The organism is Actinokineospora globicatena, from assembly GCF_024171945.1.
Lineage (GTDB): Bacteria > Actinomycetota > Actinomycetes > Mycobacteriales > Pseudonocardiaceae > Actinokineospora > Actinokineospora globicatena.
Window position 1 is genome coordinate 1,137,550 of record NZ_JAMTCR010000003.1, and the last position, 16,752, is coordinate 1,154,301.

At 70.4% G+C, this 16,752-nt stretch carries 15 protein-coding genes; 5 read left to right on the top strand and 10 right to left on the bottom strand.

What is annotated here, in order from left to right; translation table 11 throughout:
- Positions 1-15: 15 nt before the first annotated feature.
- Genes LV79_RS18385 through LV79_RS18400 form a run of 4 tightly spaced genes read right to left on the bottom strand, consistent with a single transcriptional unit; the run spans position 16 to position 5,031 of the window.
- Entirely contained in the window at positions 16-1,188 is a 1,173-nt protein-coding gene (locus LV79_RS18385) for an acyl-CoA dehydrogenase family protein (protein ID WP_253838344.1), read from the bottom strand.
- Positions 1,185-2,423: a type III PLP-dependent enzyme domain-containing protein gene (locus LV79_RS18390; RefSeq protein ID WP_253838345.1), complete on the bottom strand. Its 1,239-nt coding sequence runs from the start codon at positions 2,421-2,423 to the stop codon at positions 1,185-1,187. The genes LV79_RS18385 and LV79_RS18390 overlap by 4 nt, the downstream gene beginning before the upstream one ends.
- Positions 2,420-3,919: a class I adenylate-forming enzyme family protein gene (locus LV79_RS18395; protein ID WP_253838346.1), complete on the bottom strand. Its 1,500-nt coding sequence runs from the start codon at positions 3,917-3,919 to the stop codon at positions 2,420-2,422. Before LV79_RS18395 ends, LV79_RS18390 begins: the two co-directional genes overlap by 4 nt.
- Positions 3,916-5,031: a nucleotidyltransferase family protein gene (locus LV79_RS18400; RefSeq protein ID WP_253838347.1), complete on the bottom strand. Its 1,116-nt coding sequence runs from the start codon at positions 5,029-5,031 to the stop codon at positions 3,916-3,918. Before LV79_RS18400 ends, LV79_RS18395 begins: the two co-directional genes overlap by 4 nt.
- A 542-nt stretch (positions 5,032-5,573) precedes the next feature.
- Between LV79_RS18400 and LV79_RS18405 the strand changes: the two genes are divergently transcribed.
- From LV79_RS18405 to LV79_RS18420, 4 genes are all read left to right on the top strand, one after another.
- The gene (locus LV79_RS18405; protein ID WP_253838348.1) at positions 5,574-6,092 is read left to right on the top strand and encodes a transposase; all 519 of its coding nucleotides are present in this window, start codon (positions 5,574-5,576) and stop codon (positions 6,090-6,092) included.
- 111 nt (positions 6,093-6,203) lie between these two features.
- Positions 6,204-6,416, top strand: a complete 213-nt coding sequence (locus LV79_RS18410; protein ID WP_253838349.1) for a hypothetical protein — start codon at positions 6,204-6,206, stop codon at positions 6,414-6,416.
- Between the two features lie 224 nt (positions 6,417-6,640).
- Positions 6,641-7,402 carry a hypothetical protein gene (locus LV79_RS18415; protein WP_253838350.1) on the top strand — a complete coding sequence of 254 codons (762 nt, stop codon included), beginning with the start codon at positions 6,641-6,643 and terminating at the stop codon, positions 7,400-7,402.
- A 5-nt stretch (positions 7,403-7,407) separates the two neighbouring features.
- A complete protein-coding gene (locus tag LV79_RS18420) occupies positions 7,408-7,725 on the top strand; it encodes a PqqD family protein (protein ID WP_253838352.1) in 318 nt (105 codons plus the stop codon).
- Here the strand turns inward: LV79_RS18420 and clpX are convergent.
- Genes clpX through LV79_RS18440 form a run of 4 tightly spaced genes read right to left on the bottom strand, consistent with a single transcriptional unit; the run spans position 7,674 to position 13,033 of the window.
- Positions 7,674-8,978, bottom strand: a complete 1,305-nt coding sequence (gene clpX / locus LV79_RS18425; protein WP_253838354.1) for an ATP-dependent Clp protease ATP-binding subunit ClpX — start codon at positions 8,976-8,978, stop codon at positions 7,674-7,676. The two genes, LV79_RS18420 and clpX, sit on opposite strands and share 52 nt — an antisense overlap.
- Positions 8,956-10,761, bottom strand: coding sequence for a M28 family peptidase (locus LV79_RS34560; RefSeq protein ID WP_253838355.1), 1,806 nt, complete (start codon positions 10,759-10,761; stop codon positions 8,956-8,958). Before LV79_RS34560 ends, clpX begins: the two co-directional genes overlap by 23 nt.
- Positions 10,758-11,783 (bottom strand): alkaline phosphatase family protein, encoded by a 1,026-nt coding sequence (locus tag LV79_RS18435; protein ID WP_253838356.1) that lies wholly within the window; start codon positions 11,781-11,783, stop codon positions 10,758-10,760. Before LV79_RS18435 ends, LV79_RS34560 begins: the two co-directional genes overlap by 4 nt.
- Before the next feature lie 23 nt (positions 11,784-11,806).
- Positions 11,807-13,033 carry a tRNA lysidine(34) synthetase gene (locus LV79_RS18440; protein WP_253838357.1) on the bottom strand — a complete coding sequence of 409 codons (1,227 nt, stop codon included), beginning with the start codon at positions 13,031-13,033 and terminating at the stop codon, positions 11,807-11,809.
- 382 nt (positions 13,034-13,415) lie between these two features.
- Between LV79_RS18440 and LV79_RS18445 the strand changes: the two genes are divergently transcribed.
- The gene (locus LV79_RS18445; RefSeq protein WP_253838358.1) at positions 13,416-14,300 is read left to right on the top strand and encodes a nucleoside-diphosphate kinase; all 885 of its coding nucleotides are present in this window, start codon (positions 13,416-13,418) and stop codon (positions 14,298-14,300) included.
- A 51-nt stretch (positions 14,301-14,351) separates the two neighbouring features.
- Here the strand turns inward: LV79_RS18445 and eno are convergent, their stop codons facing one another.
- Both eno and LV79_RS18455 read right to left on the bottom strand, forming a co-directional pair.
- Positions 14,352-15,635 carry a phosphopyruvate hydratase gene (gene eno / locus LV79_RS18450; RefSeq protein WP_253838360.1) on the bottom strand — a complete coding sequence of 428 codons (1,284 nt, stop codon included), beginning with the start codon at positions 15,633-15,635 and terminating at the stop codon, positions 14,352-14,354.
- Between the two features lie 100 nt (positions 15,636-15,735).
- Positions 15,736-16,557: a phytanoyl-CoA dioxygenase family protein gene (locus LV79_RS18455; protein ID WP_253838362.1), complete on the bottom strand. Its 822-nt coding sequence runs from the start codon at positions 16,555-16,557 to the stop codon at positions 15,736-15,738.
- Positions 16,558-16,752: the final 195 nt, after the last annotated feature.

The following is a 16,752-nucleotide window of genomic DNA, read 5'->3' on the forward strand; positions in this document are numbered from 1 at the left end:
TGTGGTCGGGGTGGTCTAGAGCAGGCGCACAGCGCGGTCCATGAGGGTGAGCGCGCCCGTCGACACGAGGAGCCGGTCGTCGGCGTAGTTCAGGCTCGCCGAGCGCAGGTCGCGGAAGCGGCGTTCCAACCGCAGCGGCGAGTCCTTGCGGTAGCCCGCTGTCAGCCCCGCGATCCGCACCATCCGGTCCACCGCGCGGAAGGTGGACTCCGCGGCGACGACCTTGAGGGTGTTGAGGTGGATCTGGGCGTCGACGCCGGACAGGCTCGCGCCGCCCGCGCGCGAGGCGACCACCTCGTCGGTGACCCGGCTGAGGTAAGCGCTGACCACCTCGAGGTCCATCCGCACCCGCGCGACGCGTTCGGCGGTGAGCTCGGACCGCACGTCGACGCCCTTGCCCCGCTCGCTCGACCGCAGCCAGCCGACCAGGTCCGCCAGTGCCGCCCGCGCGGCACCGAGCCAGCACGCCGACCAGACCAGGTGCCCGACCGGGGCCATGCTGCGCAGGGCGATCTCGCGGAAGCCGCCGGGCTGCCCGACCACTTGGCCCGCGGGGACCCGGCCTGCGATCCGCAGGCCGACGCTCTCGGTGCCGCGCATCCCCACCGTGTCCCACCCACCGGACCGCTCCACCGCGAGCTGGTCGCGGTCGGCGTAGACCAGGGTCACCCGTTGCGAGCCCGCGTCCTCGGCTTCCCGCATGGTGATCAGGAAGCCGTCGGCGTGCAGCCCCCCGGTGACCACCGGGGCGTCCCGGTCCACCAGCAGTGCGTCGCCGTCGTCGCGCAGCGCGGCGACAGCGGTCAACAGGTGGCCGCCCTTTCCCGGCTCGGTGGTGACGGACGCCAGGTACAGCTCGCCGCGGGCGATCCGGGGCAGCACGTCGTCCCGCAGCGAACCCGTGGCGTGCTGCACGAGTGTGTCGACCTGCTGGCAGTGCATCCCCCACACCATCGCGGTGGACAGGCAGGCACCGGCCAGGTCCTGGGCCGTGCCGACCAGGTCGTGCAGACCACCGCCGAGCCCGCCGAACTCCGCTGGCACCAGCAGGCCGTGCAGCCCGCTGGCCGCGAGCTCGGCCATACCCTGAGCTGGGAACGCCGCCTCGGTGTCCACGACGGCCGCGTGCTCGGCCACGACGGGCAGGACACGGTCGACGAGCGCCGCCCGCCACGGCACCGCGCTCACGCGCCACCCCCAGTGGTCGCGAGCGGCACCCGTCGGAGTTCGAGCCTGCTGGCCTCGACCGCGATTCCGCCGCGCAAGACGACCTCGGCGGCAACCGGCCTGCCGAGGAAGCCGAGCAGGCTCGCGGTCAGGCCGTACGCGCCGGTGTTCGGAACGACCAGCAGGTCCCCTTCGGACAACGCAGGCATCTCGGCCTCCCTGGCGAGCTGGTCGGCTGGGGTGCACAGCGGACCGACGAGCGTCGTCCGGCCGTGCGGCTCCCCGCCTGCCCCGGTGATCGCCCGCGCGGAGACGGGCAGGAGCCTGCCCAACCCCGCCAGTCCGCCGAGGTGGTTGATGCCGGTGTCAAGGACCGCGAACACGCGGTCCCGGCTGCGCTTGACGTCCACCACCGTCGTCACGAGCGAGCCGCACCCACCGGCGAGATACCGCCCGGACTCGAAGGCGACCCGAGGTGCGCCCAGACGCCAGTCCGGCAGGTGGTCGTCGAGTGCCGCGGCGAGCCGTGAACGCAGCCCGGTGTAGTCCACGCGGTGACCAGGCTCGGCGTAGGGCGCGGCGAACCCGCCGCCGAGGTCGAGTACCCGCAGGTCCACATCGGCCTCGACGCGCAGACGCGCGGCGAGTTCGATGTTGGCCACCGCCTCGGCGGCGATGGCGTCGGCGTCCTTGGCGTTGCTGAGCGAGAAGAAGTGCAGGCCGATGATCCGGGCGCCGGGTAGCGGTGCGAACCGCCCGGAATCCGCGACGAGCTGCTCGGCGTCAAGCCCGAACTGCGAGGCGACCCCGCTCATCCGCAACCCGCCGCGGCCGCGTGCCGTGGGCGGGTTGACGCGGAGCAGGCACTGGGCCGTCACCCCGGCCCGCTGGGCGGTGGCGGCAACCCTGCGGTAGTCGACAGCCGACTCCACGGAGAACTGCCGGACGCCCGCGGCCACTGCCCCCGCGACCTCCTCCGAGGATTTTCCGGGGCCGCTGTAGAGGCACTCCGCCGGGGCGAAGCCAGCCGCGAGGGCCGCTTGCAGCTCCCCGGCCGAGCTGATCTCCGCGCGGCAACCGGACGCGTGCAGGGCCCGAGCCACGAGGACGTGCGGGTTGGCCTTGAGCGAGTAGTAGAGGAGGGCGGACTCGGGGAGGGCACCGCGCAGCGCCACCGCGGCGGCGTCCACCTCGTCCAAGTCGTAGACGTAGAGCGGGCTGCCGTAGCGCGAGACGAGCTCGCGGAAGCCGTTCACGACCGCACCTCCGGCAGTTCAGCCAACTTCCGCCGGTCGACCTTGCCGTTGGCGGTGAGCGGGAGAGCGGGAACGACCCGGCACTGCGACGGGGTGCGCGCCGTCCCGAGGAGCTCCCGCAGTCCACGCAGCACTTCCTGGCCGGTCCCACTCGCCGCCACGCACAGCACGGGTCCCGCCGTGCCGACCGGCGGCAGCACCGCCGCGGCACGCACGCCCGGCAGGCTCATCGCCGCGGATTCGATTTCCACGGTCGAGACTCGGACCCCGCGGTGCTTGAACACGTGGTCGCGACGTCCGGTGAAGTACAGGTGGCCATCGTCGTCGAGGTGCCCGTAGTCACCGGTGAGCAGGAACCGCTCGCCGGTGACCGCATCCACGCGGAAGCGTTGGTCGGTCAGTTCCGGCGCGCGCCAGTAGCCCGCCATCACGTGCGGCCCGTAGACACTGATCTCCCCGACCACACCGGCGGGTACCTCGGCGCCCGATTCGTCGACGACGCGGACGCGGGTGCCGGGCAGCGCGAGTCCCACAGACCCGGGTCGGGCGAGGTCGCCGTCGACTTCCAGGACCGTCACCCGCTTGCACTCGGTGATGCCGAACATGAGCTGCACCCCGGCGGCGGGGAAGGCATGGCGCAGTGCGGCGGCGGTGGCCGCGGGTAGGTGCTCACCGGTGTTGGTGAACAAGCGGACCCTGCTGCCCTCGAGCACCCGGCCGCGGGCGAGCGCGACGAGCATCGCGGCCATCGACGGCACGACGGGCACCACCGTGGCCCCGGCCGCGCACACTTCCGAGAGCAGGTGGACATCGCGCCCCGGTGGGACAAGTACCAGCGCCGCGGATGCCATGGCGCACAGGAAAACCTGGTAGAGCCCGTAGTCGAAGGACAGCGGAAGACGGCAGAACACGACGTCTTCGGCGCGGTAGCCAACTCGGGACGCGACCGCTCGCGCGGCGAACAGGACCTGGGCGTGCGTGCAGACCACCGCCTTGGGCGCCGCCGTGCTGCCGGAGGTGTAGAGCAGCACAGCCGCGTCGTCCTCGCTCACCGCGCCGACCACGTCGCCATCGACGTCGGCGGGCAACGCGGAGACGAGGTCGCCGAGCAGGACACCCGCGGCTCGGGGCACCAAGGACAGGTGTTCCTGGCTCGCGGCCAGCAGGACCGCGGGCCGCGCGTCCGCGACCACCTGCCCCAACTGGTGAACGGTGACACCTGGGCCGAACGGCACGAACACCGCGCCGATCCGCAGGCAGCCGAACAGCACGGCGACGGTCACCCGCTCCGACGACGCGCAGACGAGGACCCGATCACCGCGCCGGATCCCCCTGCCCCTCAGCCAGACCGCGACTCGCCGCGCGGTGCGGGTGAGTTCGCGATAGCTCGTCTCGCCCGTGCTGTCGCGCACGGCGGGCCGGTCCCCGGCGGTGGCCGCGGTCTCCGCGAGGAGGGTCCACAGGCCCGAGGCGGCACCGGGCACCGAGTCGATCACCGATCACCCGCGTGGACCCGACCGGACACCGCGCGGGCTCCCGAGCCGAACCTCGGCTCGGGAGCGGGGAGGAACTCGGGCGGGCCGAGCGCCCGGACCCGGGCGCGCATGTCACCGGACCACGACAGGTACTGCCCACCTGTGCCCGAGGCGCTGCGCAGCCACCCCTCGTCGCAGAACTCGGCGAGACCGAGCGCGCCGACGATGTCACTGCCGTGCAACTGGTCCACGTAGTGGCACCCCCACGCGACCGGCGGGCCGATCTCGTGGCGATGGACCAACTCGCGCAACTCGACCACGGTCGCCGGGGACAACCGCGACCACTGCCGCCAGAGGTCCGCGAACTGGTTGAGCCGGGGGTTGGCCACGGCCGCCGTCCGCTCGAACCATGCCTCCCGGAACAGGTGCGTCACCGTGAACAGGAAGTCGTAGGGCTGGGTCAGCGCGGGGAGCTCGACCGTCCCGTCGCCGAGGTCCACCGTCACCAGCCTGGTCTCGGCCAGCACCTCGGCCATGGGGATCCGCCACGCGGCGCCGTACCAGACGATGTCGAAGCAGAAGTCGACCATGAAGTACGGCAGCGCCTCACCCAGCAGCGGGCGCAGGAAGTGCGGCAGGTGGTCCGGGTAGAGCTTGTACATGGCGAGGTCGCGCTTCTCGAGCGGGACCAGGGTGTCGGCAACGAGGTCGTGGCGCAGACCGGGCAGGTAGCCGAGCGCGGGCATGACCTGCGCGCACGCCGCCGCGCCCGCCTGGTCGATCATCAGGTCCACGTCGCCGAAGACGCGGCCACCGGAACCGTCGTAGAGCGCCGCCTGGTGCACGACCCCCTTGGTGCACACGACGTTGACGCCCGCGGCAGTCAGCGCCTCAACCACCCTGGCGGCCTCACGCGCGGCCAAGCGGCCCTTGTGCCGGTTCTCGTGCCGCGCTTGGACGAGGATCTTCCGCAGTTCCTTTCCCAACACGGACATCCCACCGGAGCGGATGACGAAATCGGCGAGCTTCGGCAGGAGTCGCTGGCGAAGTGCCCCTGCCACCAGCAGGTCCCAGTCGACGCCGTCGACAAGTGACTCGAAAGCGACTCCGGCGGAATCGGCGTCGTCATGCACACTGACTCGTTCCAGTAGTCGCCAGGTCAGCTCATAGCGGTCGCTAGACACAGCACTGCCCCCTCGCGTGCTCGACCTTCCCCAGTAAATACGTCCGGCACAGCGAACTGACGGGAGTATGCCAGCACCGAAAGAGGGTGTCAATCAGGTGGAAACGAATCAGATCCGACCTTCACCATTCACCCGTTCCGCCCTTACCGCACCCGACCGCCCAACGGGGCCTACAGCAGTGAGCAGGATTACAACACAACAGCCGGACGAACCCCGTAGTAAATCGATTCACCTCCCGCGCATACCAAACAGAGCGGCACCAACACCACCCGCGACATCCTTGACCGCCGCCAAACACCCGATTGGCGTATTGCCATCGGCCGCGACCCTCAAATATTTCGGGCTTTTGCAACGTTAGGCACTGCCAACGGTTCACATACCCACAGGCAGCGAAGTGGCCGCGCCACGTGAAATATCGCACCAGCGCGACCAGTCACCAAAAACACGACCAGACGCTTTGCGCACACGCCGAGGAAGCGCATGATGGGACTATGGACCGGTTCACCTGGCTCGCACCGATGGCATTGTGGCCCCACGTCGAACCACTGCTGCCGAGACCGGTTTCCCGCCCCCAGGGCGGCGGGACTCCCCGCGCGCAGAACGAGGCGAGTTTCGCCGCCATCGCCTATGTCCTCACAAGCGGTTGCGCGTGGCGCGAGGTCCCCAAGGTCTTCGGGGTGTCGTGGCAGACGGCGCACCGCCGGTTCGCGCAGTGGGCGGGCGAGGGCGTCTGGACCGCGATCGGCCTGCTGGTGGCGGACACCGCGCTCGACGAGGGGGTTCGGTGTTGGGCGAACGCGATCACCGCCGCCGCCAACACGCGACTGGGCGCGAGCGAGAGCGCCAGCCAACCGCCCGGGGACGCCGCGGCGCGGCGCCCCCGCCCGAGGATAATCCGCGAGTTCAGCGGGACGTTCGTCGAACGCCTCTTCGGACCACGCAAGGTGGTACAACAAGAAATATCCCAAGAATCACCTGAGACAAGCTCGCGGGATTGCGCGACCACCTGATACGGCAGGTTTATCGAATCGCGCGAAGATCCTTGTCGACGACGGCCCTGGAGAAAGTACATTAATACCAGAGCGAGACAACAGTCTGGCCGGACCGAAGGAGCAGTTGTCATGCGTGAGGCGACTTCCACCCCGACGCAGAGCACGAACTTCGACCTGAAGACCGAGCTCGTCGAGCTCATCCCGTCCGCCGGTGTCACGACCACCGTCGTGATGAGCGTCGGCGAGCTCGAGGCGCTGCGCGTCGGCGGCGCGGCGGTGCCCGCCTCCAAGCACGGCCTGGAGGCCATCACCGGCGCCAGCTGCGAGACCGGCGCGCAGTAGTCGGCAACACCTGGAAGGGCCGCCCCGGAACACGGGGCGGCCCTTCCCCTGTCCTGCCCGCCCTTGACCGCGCGCCCGCGCCGATGGTGCAATGGCAGAATAACGTGGTCAGCGGTTTTGCCGACACGATGGCGAAACCGTGAGGACGCGACAGCCTGGGGGCTTATTTGTCAGCGCGACTTCAGATCGCTCAGCACACGCGCGCAATCACCGGTGTTCCCGATGTGGGAACGCTGGCCGAGCACGGCGCGCTGCCGGCCGAGCACATCGCTGTGTGCGCGGTCGGCTCATTGGCCAGGGGCTGGGCGAACAGCAGCAGCGATTACGACTTCAACGTGGTGGCGGACCGCGTGCCGCAGGCGACCGGATCGCGCACGATCCGGGTTCCCCTGCGCACACCGAGCGTGCCGACCAGGGTCGTGCAGGTCGACGGGCGCAGGTGGGAGTTCAAGTACTGGACGAACACACAGGTGAGCGAGATGCTGGCCAAGGTGAGCTGGGACCGCTTCGAGAGCGGCCGGTCCCCCACCGACGTTTTGGCGGAGGACGAGGAACTGTTCCTGGAGCGGCTCACCACGTGCGTCGCCCTCGACGGCGCGGAGTGGGTGGCCAGGCGTTCCGCGCAACTCGCCGACAGCGCGTTCCGCGCGTTCGTCACGACGCGTTCGCTCGCCGCCGCGGACAATCGCGTGGCCGACGCCCTGGGCCAACTCGCCGCGGGCGACCACCTCAGCGCGGCGCTGTCCGCCCGCCAGGCGTGGGGCCACGTCGTCGACGCGCTGTTGGAGAGCCGGGGCAACTACGGTTCACGCATCCCCAAGTGGCGCGCTCGCCGGTTCCAGGAGACCTCGCCGGACGAACTCCGGCTGTCCGAGTACTGGGCGATCGAGACCATGAGCGGGTACGAGCAGGACGAACCGGTGCCGTGGATCCAGGACACGATCTCGGCGTGCCGCGGCTTGGCCTTGGACATCGAGGTCAGGTGAACCCCGTGGAGCACACGATTCCCCTGCGCCGAGCGGATGTGCGCACCCGCCGCTACCGCGGAGTCCTCGTGATCGCCACCTCCGAGCGCGCTTTCGAGTTGAACGAGGAAGCCGAGTTCGTCTTCCGGGCAATCGACGGTGCCGCGACCGTCCACGACATCGCGGCACGCCTCGCCGACCGGTACCGCTACGCACTGCTCGACGCCATCGCCGACACCTGGGCACTGGTCGAGGCACTCGCCGAGCGCAATGTGGTGGTGACAGCCCCGGGTCAGGCCGGGGCCACCTCGTCGTACGGGTGGACCTCGCCGTCAGCGCTGTAGAGCTCCGGCGCCCCCGCCTGGGTGATCGTCCGCTCGGTGACCACCACCCTGGCCACTCCGGCCAGCGAGGGCACGTCGTACATCACCGAGATCAGCACGTTGTCCAAGATGGATCGCAGGCCGCGCGCGCCGGTCCCCCGCTCGATCGCCTGGTCGGCCACCGCTTCCAGCGCGCCGGGACCGAACTCCAGCTCGATCCCATCGATCTCGAAGAGCCGTCGGTACTGGCGCACCAGGGCGTTCCTCGGCTCGGTGAGCACCCGCAGCAACGCGGCCCGCCCGAGGTGGTCGACCGAGGTGATCATCGGCAGCCTGCCGACGAACTCCGGGATCATGCCGAACTCGACCAGGTCCTCCGGTCCCACCTCCGCGACCAACTCGGACGCGGTGCGGCGCACCCGCTGCCGCCGGTCGCCCGCGAACCCGATACCCCCAGCCCCCAAGCGCTTCTCCACGATGTCCTCGATGCCCGCGAAGGCCCCAGCGACGATGAACAGGATGTCGCTGGTGTCGAGCTGGATCCCTTCCTGCGCTGTGCGGCTGCGGCTGCCGCGGGAGAGGTTCCCACCGCGCTCGCGCGGCACCACCGTGGTCACGGCACCCTCGATGATCTTCAGCAGCGACTGCTGGACGCCCTCACCCGAGACGTCCCTGCTGCCGTGCGCGGCGCCGCCGCCCCGCCGCGCGATCTTGTCGATCTCGTCGATGTAGACGATGCCCATCTGCGCCCGGCGGATGTCGCCCCCCGCCGCCTGCAGCAGCTTGAGCAGCACGCTGTCGACGTCGTCGCCGACATAGCCCGCCTCGGTGAGCCCGGTCGCGTCGACGATGGTGAACGGAACCCGCAGGATCCGGGCCAGGGTCTGCGCCAACAGCGTCTTCCCGGACCCGGTGGGTCCGAGCAGCAGGATGTTCGACTTGACCAGTTCCACGTCATCGCCGCCCGGGGCCGCCCGCCCCGGCAGGTTCCGTTTGTAGTGGTTGTACACCGAGACCGCCAGCGAGCGCTTGGCCCGGTGCTGGTCGACGACGTACCGGTCGAGCAGAGCACCGATCTCACGCGGTCTCGGCAGTGACACGTCCTCGCCGTCGGCACCGCGCGCCGCCCTGCGCTCGACTATCTCGGCGACGCACTCGTCGACACACCCGTCGCAGATGTGCGCGTCGCGCGCCGAGACGAGGTGCCGCTGCTCGGTCCGCGGCTCGCCGCAGAACGAGCAACTCGGCGGACTAGTGCCCACTGCGACGGTCATCGCCAGCCCCCAAATCCCGATTGAGCGGTGTCTGTGTCCGTGCCCATCCCGAGTCGACGTAGGCATCGAGCAGCACCCGCGCCACCTCGGGGTCCACCGGGCGCAGCCGGTCAAACGAGATCTCATCGACCAGCCGCGCCCGGCTCAACCCACCGTCCATCGTGATCCCCAAGGTCAACGCCAACGACAGCGTGGCCTTGTCCTCGGCGACCAGCCGAGCAACGGCGTCCCTGGCCGCGGCGGGTGCCGCGGCCAGCATCGCCCGGACGTTGAGCGGGCCGTCCCAGGTGCGCACGAGGCCACCGGACCGCCCGCCTCGCTCGACCCGGGGCGCTCGGCCGGTGGCGACGCGGGCACGCACGGCGGCGTGGTGCCGCTGGGCGTGCCCGACCAGCCGGTCGCTCCAGCCACCGCCCTCGACGTGGCGGTGGTGGTGCGCCGCGGCGCCCACCAGCCTGGCATCCTCATCGCACCACCGGGACACGACGGACGCGAGGTCCACACCAGCGCCTCTGTCGGCGACCAGGTGCGCCAACGCCGCCGCGGCGGCGGTCGAGCGCAGCATCTCGACCGCGGACACCTTGTCCAGGGAGTCGCCCGCGCTGTGGTTGAAGCGGTCCGCCGGGTGGCAGAACTGCACGGCGGGTGTGCCGATGAAGGGATCGGCGAACAGGGCGTGGTCGGAGAAGCCCGCGAACCGGGCGGGCAACCACGTGCCGGGGTCGGCCGCGGTCTGCGCGAAGGCCTCCGCGACCACCACCTCGGCGAGCGCGGCCATCGGTGATGCCAGTGCCCGCGGTGGGTGCTCGACGACGAAGGGCGAGGCGCACGACGCTTGGTCCTCGCCGACCATGTCCAGGTTCACCACGGCGACGGGCAACCCCGGCCTACCGTCCGCGGTGAGCACACCGTGCAGGGCAGCCGCCGTGCCGGTGAACTCCGGTCCCCAGATGAACCGCACACCCCTCTCCGAGACCGGGAGCCTGCCCGCGCCGCGGCCCGCGGCCAACGCCCGCGCCGCGCCGAGCAACGCGGCCACCCCGGAGGCGTTGTCGTTGGCGCCGGGGCGCGGGTGGCACAGGTGCCCCATCAGCCAGACCTCACCGGACCCCGACCCGGGGAGCAGACCGGTCACCACCGGCATCCGCGCGACCGGTCCCAGGCGGACCTCGACGTCCACCAGGTTGTGCCTGCCCGCGGCCGCGAACTCCACAGGGGTCAGGCTGAAGCCGAACAGCCCGCTGCCCGCGGGGAGCTCGATCCGGCCGCGCTCGCCGCCTGCCTTGGCCGCGCCGTCGGTGAGAAACCCGATCGCTCCCCCGCGCTCGAGCACACCGATCGAGTGCCCGGTCGCGAACTCGGCGGCCGGGAGGAGCACGACCGCGCCGCGGGTGACCGCCCCGGTGCCCACCAGTGGCGCCCCGCGCACCGACGCCGCCGCCGAGTGAGTCGCCAGGGCGAAGGGGTGCCGTTCGTGGTCCACCTCGACCGCGCCAGGAACCGACATCCTGCCCGCGGTAGGGGTCCACGACGTGGGGGCGTCGAACGTCCACCACTGGGCGCCGCCGTCGGCCGGGTACTGCCGGACCTCGACCTGGGTCAGCCCCGCTGCCACAGCGCGCGCGGCTACCACGTCAGCCGCGCTCTGGATGCCTGCGGACGCCTGGAACCGGTCGAAAGCCGCGACCTCGGCGAGCGCGCTGAGCATGTCGTCGATGTCCGCGGTCGCCAGGAGCGTGCGCACCAGCCCGGCGACCGCGGACCGCGCACCAGTGGTGTTCACCGAACACCCCAGACCGCGAACGGGACCTCGATCTCCTCCCGCGTACGGGAACCGTGGTCAAAGCGGTAGCCGTCGACCGTCAAGAACCGCGTCCCCTCCGCGACCAGGAGCAGGTCGCCGACCCGGTCGCGCGCGGCGGTGCCGGGTGGGAACTCCGAATCGGATCGCTCCACCCGGATCGATCCGGGTAGCTCGGCGCGCAGCCGGGCGGCCAGCGCCTCAGACGTCCCCGGCGCCGGGTAGAGCCATCGGGTGCGCCCCGCTCCGCCCATGGTGAACCCGAACTCCGCGGCGAGGCCGTCGAGCAGCTCTGCCAGCCAGGTGTCGTGGGTGGTCGGGGTGTGCCCGTGGTCGGAGTGCGCGGCCACCACGTGACCATCGGCGACCAGGTCGAGTGCGAGCCGCTCGACCACGCGCAGCGCCTCGACCGCGTGGGCGTCGTCACCGTGGTGGTGGATGTGCGTGTCGACCTCGACGAAGCACCAGAGTAGGCAGCGGTCGCCGCCCGCCAGGCCCGCCGCGACAGCGGCCCGCAGCCCGGTGTCGAGTTCGTCCGCGGACGGTGCGCGGTACGGACCCGGTCTGGTGTACAGCGGCGTCCCCACGACCACCTCCGCTCCCCGCAACAACAGGTCCCGCCACGAGCACGGGTAGTTGACCAGGTCGCACAGCGCGGCGACGGCTCGGTAGCCGTGCGCGACCGCGTCACCGAACACATTGCCCTGGCCGCCGTCGACCAACGGCCGGTGGTGTTCGTAGACGTTGACGAGGTCGTCGTCGATGGTGAAGACGACGCCCGGGATGCCGTGCCGCGCGACCGGGACCCCGGTGAGGCTGCTCAACCACGCGGCCGCCGAGGTCGACGGGAACACCGACCGCATCGTGCACACCTCGGCCGCGCGCCAGGCCCGGTCGGCCAGACCCCGGCCGACCCCGTCGAGGGCGAACACGACAACTGCCCCGCCCGCGCCCGCCGCCTGCCGCTCGACCAAACCCGCCAGCCGGGACCGCACAGCGGTCACCGACTGCGGGTGTCCGACCGCGTTCACCGTCCCGTGGGCGCCAGCCCCAGCATCCGCTGGAAACGCCTGCGCAACGGGAAGGGCACGGCCCGCTCGGTGTAGAACCCGAGCTGCTCGTCGAAGGTGTAGCTGATCGGGTCGGCCATGCTCGTTGCCGACAGGCCGCGGGTCAACTGCTCGAGGAAACCGGGGAACTGCGACTGCATCGCGTAGACCACGCTGTAGTACATGTTGCGCCCCAGGGAGAAGCACGGGTAGCGCGCGTCGTAGTTGTCCAAGGAGTACTTCGGGAAACACCCGTCGATGATGCGCTTGGGGCACATCCACAGCGGGAACAGCAGTGTGGTGTCGCCGATCTCGCGAGCGGGGAAGGGAGCGGGCTTCATCCCCGAGGACACCCGGAACATGGCCTCGCAGACCACGTCCTCCAGGTTGAGCCCGGTACAGATGTAGGACGTGCCCATGTCCTTGGCCCGCTTGGTCAGCGCGAGCCGGATCAGCAGTGTGCCGAGGAACTCGAAGTCGTCACCCGCGAACTCGCGCTCGAACCGGTCGATGAGCGGTGTCGGGTCGTCGACCGGGATGCCCAGCAGGTCCTTCACCTCGTCCTCGTCGATCACGGTGAGGTCGAGCCCGTAGGACTCGCAGAGCGCTCGGGCACGCGGCACGCCCGCGTCCCAGTCCGGGATGCCCTTGAGGATGACCGGATCGATGGTGATGCCGTGGTCGACCAGGCTGCTCAGGCCCCACAGCATCGCGTTGCTGTCACCGCCGCCGCTGACGCCCACGACCAGGGTCGACCCCGGCGGCACCGACGCCCGCACGGTCTCGGCCACCCGCTCGGCGATGATCTGCTTGCACTCGTCCGGGCTGAGCTTCTTGAGGAACGCCTCCGCCACCCCGGCCTCGTTGTCGAGCCGCTGGTAGAAGTACTCGGTGCCCAGCGACGGGTCAGCGCTCTCGATCGTCTTGAAGTCGTCGAGGGCGAACAGGAACGGGTTGACGTTGCGGTTGAAGTAGAGCAGCACCTCAGCCGCGTCCTCGAAGTCGGCCAGCCGGGTGTCCAGCGACGGCGACAGCTTCGGCTCGCCGCCTCCGTGCGGCACCACGTAGGCCGCGACCGCCGACCACGGCACGCGGTACCGGTTGAGCAGGTCGACCAGCCGCTCGTCGCCGTCACCGGCCAGCACCTGCCTGCCGTGCGCGGTGACGATGGAAATCGTGGGCGACACGGTGTCCTCCGAAATCATGCGGCCAGCCGATCCTCTCCGGTCCTGGCACGGATACCGCTTGGCATCCGGCCCTGCCATCAGATGTGCCGATCGAATCGAACAGCCGGGTACGGCGGAAAGAATGCGCGGCCCCAGAAAAGACATCACCAGACAACCCCAGAAATGTCCGCGATGCCCCCACGCCGACTACCCAGACTTCTCCGAAGACTACCCCAGCCACCGCACCTGTTCAAGGGACAGGCAGTTTGCCGCTGAATCCAGCACTGCCACCCGTTCTGCTCCAGGAACGGGAACCGGACGAAATCGGTGATTGCTAGCATCGGGTGTCCACCGCGAAACGATTCAGGGGGTCACGATCAACACAGTCGACCGCGCCGCGCTGTCGCGCACGCCGGGCAAGTTGGACCACTACCGCCGGGAGACCTACTACCGAGAAGCCCTGCGCGACGTCGAGCGGGTGCTCGGCGACCGCGCGACCGAGGTGCTCCACGCGACCGCACTGCTCATGGTCAAACCCGATGGCATCGCCGCGGGCAAGGTCGAGGCGGTCCTGGACTTCCTCGCCGACCGGGGGTTCGCGGTGGTGGTGGCACGCCGACCGGGGTTCACCCCGCTGCTGTGGCGGGAGATGTGGCGCTACCAGCTCACCTCGGCCACCATCGATCGTTTGGCCCTCAACGACTCGGTGTACGTCGGGGCCGGACTCCTGCTCCTACTGCGCGACGAGCGGCCGGACACCCTGCCTGCGACTCTGCGCCTCGCCTCCCTGAAGGGGTCGGCCGACCTGGCCAAGCAGCGGCCGGGCACCCTGCGCGACCTGCTGCGCCAGCACAATCGCAACTTCAGCTACATCCACGTCGCCGACGAGCCCGCCGACCTGGTGCGCGAACTGGGCCTGCTGCTCGACACCGCGCAGCGGCGCGGCGCGTTGCGGGCGCTGGCGGCGGGCGCTGGCCCCACTGACGAGGAGGCCGCGGAACTGAGCAGACTCGTCACCGCCGAGCGCGCGGCGGGCACTCACCGGAGCTTCGCGCCGGACGAGGCGGGCACCGCGGTGGCAGCGGCCCTCAGGCGCGCCGAGGGCGGGGAACACGCGATGAAGTTGCTCGAGCAGCTCCGGGCCGGTGCACCGGTCGGCTGGGTGGAGGTGGTGGAGGCGGTACGCGCCTGTGGCGCTGAGGTGCACCACTGGGACCTGGCGGCCCTCGGCGCGGGGCTGATCGTGTGCGACGAGCCCGGCGAGCGCAAGGTGATCACCAATCCCGCCCCCGGGTCCTGGCGCTGAACGCGTCGGGTGCGCGACGGACGTTCGCCCGCCGCGCACCCGACCGGGTGGTCAACGCCGAGCGCTCAGCGCGGATCGACCCGCGTACACCGCCTCGGAGCCGAGCTCCTCCTCGATGCGGATGAGCTGGTTGTACTTGGCGGTGCGGTCCGAACGCGACAGTGAGCCGGTCTTGATCTGGCCGCAGTTGGTGGCGACAGCCAGGTCGGCGATGGTGGTGTCCTCGGTCTCGCCGGAGCGGTGCGACATCACCACCGAGTAGCCCGCCTTGAACGCGGTGTTCGCGGTCAGCAGCATCTCGGTGAGCGTGCCGATCTGGTTGACCTTCACCAGGATCGAGTTCGCGATACCCAGGTCGATACCCTGACGGAGCAACTGGGCATTGGTGCAGAACACGTCGTCGCCGACCAGTTGGCAGTGGCCACCGATGGCCTCGGTGACCAGCTTCCACCCATCCAGGTCGTCCTGCGCCATGGCGTCCTCAATGGACACGATGGGGAACCTCCGCACCAGTTCGGCCAGGTAGGCGACGTGCTCCTCGACCGAGCGCTTGCGGCCCTCGCCCCGGTAGTCGTACACGCCGTCGGCGTAGAACTCCGAGGCAGCCGGGTCGAGGAGCAGCGCGACGTCCTCGCCGGGGGTGTAGCCCGACTTCTCGATCGCGCCGACGATGAACTCCAGGGCCTCGTCCGCGGTGTTGAGGTTGGGGGCGAACCCGCCCTCGTCGCCGACGTTGGTGTTGTGGCCCGCGTCGTGCAGGCCCTTGCGCAGGGTGTGGAAGATCTCCGACCCCACACGCACCGCCTCGGCGAAGTTCTCCGCGCCGACGGGGGCGATCATGAACTCCTGGAAGTCGATCGCGTTGTCGGCGTGCGCGCCGCCGTTGATGATGTTCATCATCGGCATCGGCAGCAGGTGCGCGTACACACCACCCGCGTAGCGGTAGAGCGGCTGCCGGTGCGCGGCCGCGGCGGCCTTGGCCACCGCGAGCGAGACCCCCAGTGTCGCGTTGGCGCCCAGCCGCGCCTTGTTCGGCGTGCCGTCCAGCTCGACCATGACGCGGTCGACATCGGCCTGCGCCTCGGCCTCAAGACCGCGCACGGCGTCGGCGATCTCGCCGTTGACCGCGTCCACGGCCGTGCGCACGCCCTTGCCGTGGTACTTGGACTTGTCCCCATCGCGCAGCTCGACGGCCTCCCTGGTTCCGGTCGAGGCGCCGGAGGGCACCGCCGCCCGACCGAGGGAGCCGTCCTCGAGCAGCACGTCGACCTCGACGGTCGGGTTGCCGCGGCTGTCCAGGACCTGCCGTCCCACGACGCGCGCAATCGCGGTCATGTCACTCCTCATCTGAAGTGGTGTCGTCACTGCGAAGTCGAGTCCCCATCCTGTCAGAAACCCCGCTCCCGACCGCGAGCAGGCGCGCCGCTCGCCGGTGCTACCCGGCGTCGGTCTCGATGATCGGGAACCGCGGGTGTTCGAGCGGCCGGTCGATGGGCAATCCGAGCCCGTCGGTGCGGTGGTTGGGGGCACCGGTGTAGCGGGTGCGGTGCGGCAGCCACTGGGTGGAGTAGACCCACCTGGCGGTGTCGGTCGCGTTCGGCGGGGCGTAGTGGGTGATGGCGAGGTTGTGCACCGTGGCGTCACCGGCACGCAGGTGCAGCGGCGGGGACATCTCGTACTCGTCGAGGATCCACGGGTGCTCGTCCACCAGTTGCACGTCGTCGCGGCGGTTGAGGTAGCGGCCGAGCAGACCTGCCCGGTGCGAGCCGGACAGGAACCGGAGTGAGCCCTTCTCCGGGGGGCAGTCGACCAGGGGCACCCAGATGGTCAACACGCCCTGCCGGTCGAGCGGGTGGTGCGGCAGGTCCTGGTGCCATGGCGTCTCCGTCCCACTGGTCGCGGCGGGCACCTTCACGAAGAAGTGGTCGAAGTAGAACCGGATCTTGTCGCCCATGAGCGTGCTCGCCGCCGTCGCGAGCGCCCGGGACTGCCCGACGCCGCGGATCCACGGGTCCTCGTGCGAGCAGCCGTCCCACCTGGCGTACCAGTCGTACTCGTTGGGCTCCAACTCCTGCGGCGACTGCCTGCTGACCGTCAGCGGCTCGGCGACTCCCATCCTGGACTGGGCCCTGGCCAGCAGACCCGCGACGACCTCGGGGGAGAACAACGCGGGCAACCGCACCCACCCCTTCTCCCGGTAGTGGTCGACCTCCTGCTCGGTGACCGCGCGGATCCCGGGCGCGTGCTCGACCGTCACATCGCCTCCTTGACGTCGGGTCTCCGGAGTGGAGACCGGTTGACACCGCGAATGGGGATTTCCCGGACCGACGACTCGACACAGCCGACCGGCAATGGCCATCACGACTATTCCGCTTCCCCCAAGCGGACTGGCCGCTCCCGACCCTACGGGAGCCACCAAACACGAGCAAGGAACTTCCGGTACGTCGACGCA